This is a genomic window from Streptomyces spiramenti, assembly GCF_012034385.1.
GTDB lineage: Bacteria > Actinomycetota > Actinomycetes > Streptomycetales > Streptomycetaceae > Streptomyces > Streptomyces spiramenti.
This window is the reverse complement of record NZ_JAAVJB010000282.1, coordinates 1-5590: the sequence shown is the minus strand read 5'-3', so window position 1 is coordinate 5590 and position 5590 is coordinate 1. Positions and strand designations below refer to the sequence as shown.

5 protein-coding genes are annotated in these 5590 nt (G+C 75.5%); all 5 read right to left on the bottom strand.

Features of this window, described 5'->3' with window-relative positions:
• Nucleotides 1-1629: RelA/SpoT family protein (locus HCJ92_RS21605; protein WP_338054307.1), on the bottom strand; the 1629-nt coding region annotated here is incomplete at its 3' end.
• 353 nt (nt 1630-1982) lie between these two features.
• Nucleotides 1983-2876, bottom strand: a complete 894-nt coding sequence (gene dapF / locus HCJ92_RS21600) for a diaminopimelate epimerase (RefSeq protein ID WP_167935287.1) — start codon at nt 2874-2876, stop codon at nt 1983-1985.
• Between the two features lie 122 nt (nt 2877-2998).
• Entirely contained in the window at nt 2999-3484 is a 486-nt protein-coding gene (locus HCJ92_RS21595; protein WP_420824755.1) for a hypothetical protein, read from the bottom strand.
• Nucleotides 3485-3721: 237 nt separating this feature from the next.
• Complete coding sequence (gene miaA, locus HCJ92_RS21590) at nt 3722-4675, bottom strand: tRNA (adenosine(37)-N6)-dimethylallyltransferase MiaA (protein ID WP_167935286.1); 954 nt, start codon at nt 4673-4675, stop codon at nt 3722-3724.
• 97 nt (nt 4676-4772) lie between these two features.
• Nucleotides 4773-5507: a class III extradiol ring-cleavage dioxygenase family protein gene (locus HCJ92_RS21585; RefSeq protein WP_167935285.1), complete on the bottom strand. Its 735-nt coding sequence runs from the start codon at nt 5505-5507 to the stop codon at nt 4773-4775.
• Nucleotides 5508-5590: the final 83 nt, after the last annotated feature.

The following is a 5590-nucleotide window of genomic DNA, read 5'->3' as shown; positions in this document are numbered from 1 at the left end:
CCCCGCGGGCGGGCCGCCGGCGGCGGCGCCCGGCGTCACGGCGTGCCTGGTCCGCTCGCGGCGGGCCGTGAGCTCCCGCCGGATCGCGATCCGGGCGGCCGGGGTGACGGCGGACTCCAACCACTCACCGGAGGGTTCCGAGGAGCCCTCCGGTGCGAGGAGCAACCGCACGGTGTCGCCGTCGCGCAGGGTGGTCCGGAGCGTCACGAGCCGGCCGTTGAGCCGCGCACCGACGCAGCGGTGGGCCGCCTCGCCGTGCCGGGCGTACGCGGCGTCGACACAGCTGGCCCCGGAGGGCAGCTGGAGCGTCCCGGTCCCGGGCTGCTCGGCGAAGACGGTGATCTCGCGGTTGCGGCGCAGGTCGTCGCGGAGCTCCGCCCAGAAGGTGTCGGGATCCGGCGCCTGGGCCTGCCACTCCAGCAGCCGGGACAGCCACCCCGGCCTGGTGGGGTCGGCGCGCTCGGCGTCGTCGCCGGCGGGCCCGTTCTGTTCGGCCGGTCGGTGCGGGTCCCCGAGGGCGATCACACCGGCCTCGGCGACCCGGTGCATCCGCCGCGACCGGACCAGGACCTCGGCGACGCGGCCCTCCCGGTCGGTCACCGCCGTGTGGAGCGACTGGTACAGGTTGAACTTCGGGGCGGCGACGAAGTCCTTGAACTCCGAGACCACCGGGGTGAAGCAGGTGTGGAGTTCGCCGAGTGCCGCGTAGCAGTCGGCGTCTTCCTCGACGACGATCAGCAGCCGCCCGAAGTCGCAGGGGCCCAGACCGCCACGGCGCACCGAGGCACGGTGCACCGACAGCAGGTGGCGGGGCCTGACCTGCACCGTCGCCTCGATACCGGCCTCCCGGAGGGTGTCCGACACGGCGGCTGCGATCGGCGCCAGCGGATCGGGCATGCGGCCGTGCTCCCGGACCAGGCGGGTGGCACGGGCGTGTTCCTCGGGGTGGAGGATGGCGAAGACGAGGTCCTCCAGTTCGGTCTTCACCGCCTGGACGCCCAGCCGCTCCGCCAGCATGATCAGCACCTCGCGGGTGACGAGCGCGATCCGGGCCTGCTTCTCCGGCCGCATGACGCCGAGCGTCCGCATGTTGTGGACCCGGTCGGCCAGCTTGATCGACAGGACGCGGACGTCGCTCCCCGCCGCCACCAGCATCTTGCGGAACGTCTCGGACTCCGCGGCGGCGCCGTACTCGACCTTCTCCAGCTTGGTCACGCCGTCGACGAGGTAGCCGACCTCCGCACCGAAGTCGCGACGGACCTGTTCCAGCGTCACGTCGGTGTCCTCGACCGTGTCGTGCAGCAGCGAGGCCACCAGGGTCGTCGTCTCCGCACCCAGCTGGGCGAGGATCAGGGTGACGGCCACGGGATGGGTGATGTACGGGTCGCCGCTCTTGCGCATCTGACCGCGGTGGGCGCGCTCCGCGACGGCGTAGGCGCGGCGCAGGGCGTCCAGCGGGGCACCCGGGTGGTGGCGGCGGTGGGCGCGTGCCAGGTGCTCGATGGCGTCGGGCAGGCCGTCCCGCGACGGACCGAACATGGCGGCGCGGCCCAGTCGGCGGAGTCTGCCGCCGTCCCTTCGGTGCACCCGCTCACGTACGTGGCTGCTGCCGGCTGTCTCTGCGCTCACTGGGCACCTCCGCGGCCTGGTCGTGGACCGGCTCAGGGCTGGTGGACCGCGGTGGGACGGTGCGTGGCGCTTCGGGGCGCCGCACGGACCTCCCGCCGACTCCCGCAGTGGCGCCGGTGCTTGATGCTACCGAGCCCAGCACGGAGCGCCGCACCCGGGCGTGGCTGACGGGTGGGGATCACCCCTTCGGGCGACGGGAGTTCGGACGCCGATCGGGATTGGACGCTTACTGGGGAGGGGAGTTGGTCGTGCCGGGGCGCGCCGCTGCACGACCGGTGCGAGCCGACCGGTGCGAGCCGGCGGGCGCCGGTACCGAGCGGCGCTGGCGGTTCGCCGCTCGCGCCGGCCGGCGCCTACCGGCCCAGCTCGGCCGGGTCGAGCCAGGCGCGGTCGATGACCCCTTCGGCGACGATCACGGCCGGTCCGGTCATCTCCACCATGCCGTCGGCACGTTCGGTGATGAGCAGCCGCCCGCCGGGCACGTCCACGGTGTAGGTGACCGCACGGCCGTCGGCCACGGGGTCGTGACCGTCGCGACGGGCCGCGGCCACCATGACGGCGCACGCGCCGGTACCACAGGAGCGCGTCTCGCCGGAGCCGCGCTCGTGGACCCGGAGTGCGACGTGGGCCGGGCCGCGGTCGACCACGAACTCGACGTTGGTGCCGTGCGGATAGGCCGCGGCCGGAGCCACGCCGGGGGCGTCCAGCAGGGCCCCGGCATGGCCGAGGTCCTCGACGAAGGCGACCGCGTGCGGGTTGCCCATGTCGACGTGGAGCGCCGGCCAGGTGCGCTCTCCGACGGTGACCGCGGCCGTCGCGCCGGGCCCCGAGGGCAGTTCCGCACGCCCCATCCCGACGGTGACGCCGTCGTCGGCCGAGAGACGCGCCGTCCTCACCCCCGCGCGGGTCCCGACCGCGATCTCGGTGTCGTCGGTCAGCCCCGCGTGCCACAGGTAGCGGGCGAAGACCCGCACGCCGTTGCCGCACATCTCGGCGACGCTGCCGTCGGCGTTCCGGTAGTCCATGAACCAGGTCGCCCGGTCGGCGAGCGCCCGCCCTTCCGACAGCGCGTCGCAGCGCACCACCCGGAGCAGCCCGTCGCCACCGACCCCGGCGCGGCGGTCGCAGAGCCGGGCGACCACCGCGGGTGACAGCGACAGGTCGCCCAGGGGGTCGGGAAGGATGACGAAGTCGTTCTCGGTGCCGTGTCCCTTGAGGAAGGGCAGTCCTACCAGTGCGGTGCTCACCTGCACGATCGTACGACCTGCGGGGGCCCGGGCCCGCCTCGGGCACTCACGGCGCGTGCCGTGGTGGGCGCAGCCGCGGGGGCGGCAGGAGGTGAGCGGGTGACGCGGGGCGGGCGGAGCGGTCAGCGCAGACCGGCGACGCGCCAGACGGCGAAGAGGCCGACGAGGGCCAGGCCGACGGCGTAGAGCGCCAGCATCCGCCAGTTGGGCCGAGCACCGGAGTCCCGCGGCGGCAGCCCCGGCCAGCTGTAACCGACGCGGTGGGCGGCGAGGACTCCCCAGCCGGCCGCGCTGGACCCGATCAACAACCCCAGCATGGCGACGACCGCGCCGCTGTCGCTGAAGGCGAAGGCGAGGGGGAACGCGAACATGAGGGAACCCAGCAGGCTGAGCGCCACGATCGGCGCCATCTGGAGGATGCGCAGCCGCCGCTGGGGGCGCAGCTCCTCGTACAGCTCCGCCTGCTCGTCCTCGCCCGGCGGCCGGGTGGACCCGGGGTCGGAGGGGTGCACGGTATCGGGCAGCGGCAGGGGTTCGAGTGCGCCGGTGCGCAGCGGCTGCGCCCGGCTGCCGTCGTCCCTGTCCCGAGGGCCGGCCTCCATCGCCACGCGCCCTCCCAACGTACGGTCTCACGGCTGTAGCACGTTCGATGATGGCACGCCACAGCTCTCCCACAGGGCCCCTGGAGCGTCCCGATGCCATCACGTGACCATGATGTGACCGTCCGTTCGAGTGGCGAGACGGACCGCGCGCGGCGCGCTCCTCGCGCCCCCACCACGCGCCCCACCTCGCGCGGGCCCGGCGCGGGGCCCGGGTTCCGGGGCCGTGCCGGCCCGGGCGCCGTGTCAGCGGCCGAACTCGCGCTCCACCAGTTCCCAGGCGAGGCCGGGGAGCTGCGCGCGATCGGCGGCTGCCCCGCTGAGCCAGTGGACACGGCCGTCCCGACGGAACCAGGTGTCCTGCCGGCGGGCGAACCGGCGGGTGGTGCGGACGGTCTCCTCCCGGGCCGTCGCCTCGTCGTGCTCGCCGGCGAACGAGGCGAGCAGCTGCTGGTAGCCGAGCGCCCGCGAGGCGGTGCGCCCCTCGCGGAGCCCGGCCTGTTCGAGTCGCCGGACCTCGTCGGGGAACCCCGCCTCCCACATGCGGTCGACGCGGGTCGTGATCCGTGCGTCCAGTTCGGGGCGCGCCACGTCCACCCCGATCTGCAGCGTGCGGTAGACGCTCTGGTCCTCGTCCGGGCCCGGCAGCTGGGCGGTGAACGGTGCCCCGGTGATGGCGATGACCTCCAGCGCCCGGACGATGCGGCGCCCGTTGCTGGGGAGGATCGCGGCGGCGGCGGCCGGGTCGGCGTCTGCGAGCCGTTGGTGCAGGTGACCGCTGCCCCGTGCGGCGAGCTCCGCCTCCAGGGCGGCACGCACCTCGGGGTCGGTGCCGGGGAACTCCAGTCGGTCGACCGCCGCCCGGACGTAGAGCCCGGAGCCGCCGACGAGGACCGGTACCCGGCCCTCGGCGAGCAGGAGTTCGATGCGGTCCCGCGCCAACCGCTGGTACTCGGCGACGCTCGCGGTCTCCCGGACGTCCCAGACGTCGAGCAGGTGGTGCGGCACGCCGCCGCGTTCGCTCTCCGGCAGCTTCGCGGTACCGATGTCCATCCCTCGGTAGAGCTGCATGGAGTCGGTGTTGATCACCTCGCCCCCGAGACGGCGGGCGAGTTCGACACCCAGGTCGGACTTGCCTGCGGCGGTGGGGCCGACGACCGCCACGACCTGGACCTGCGGGGATCGGGGTGTGCTGCTCATCGCGTCAGTCTCCCAGACCACGCGGCACCGGCGGGCGGCGCGGCTGCCCGGGGGACGCGCTCCGCGTGGCGCCGCGGCCCGGCCGCGGCCCCGGCGGTCAGCCCCAGGTGGCGACCAGGTAGCCGACACCATAGGGGGCCTCGTGGTGCAGCAGACGGCCGGCGAGCGGCGCCGGGGCGGTTCCGGACGGCTGAGCCGTCCGCCGTGCTGCGCCGGCGAGCACCTGCCACGGGGCCGCGCCGTCCGCGCCCACGGCGGACGCCAGTTCGCGATCGACAGCGGCGAGAGCGCGGTGGTCGGCAGCGGCGAGCGCACGGGCGACGGACTCGTCGAAGGGCTCTCCCCGCTCGTCGAGGTAGCCGGGCGCCTTGAGGGTGCGGCAGTTCGAGCCGCCACCGGCGAGGAGCAGCGCGGTCCGGGTCGGGCCGGCGGCGAGTTCCTCTCCCAGTGCCAGGCAGCGCTCGGCGGGCAGGTCGTCCGGCACCCCCAGGGCGGTCACGGGCGTGGCGCTCCAGCGGGCGTCGGCGAGGAGCCAGGCGGCGACCGCCAGCGGGGTGGGCAGCGTGCCCGCCGCACCGTCGTCACCCCCGGGCAACCGGACCGTCAGCGGGACCCCGAACCCGCGGAAGGATCCGGGGGTGCCCTGCGGGTAGCGGGTGACGTCGGCGGTGCCGCCGCCGACCACGACCAGCCGGTCGGGGCGCGCCTCGGCCACGGCGTCCAGCGCGCGGCGGCAGTGCCCGCGCAGCGCCTCCAGTTCGGCGGCGGCGCCCGCGGCCACGTCGGGGACGAGCAGCGGTGGGGCGGGGCAGACAGCGGCGGCTACGAGCATGCCCGGCACCTTACCGGCGCGCGCCGACGGCCCGGCCCCGGCCGGTGCGGACGGCCGCCCGGGGCACGTTCCCGCCCGGGCGC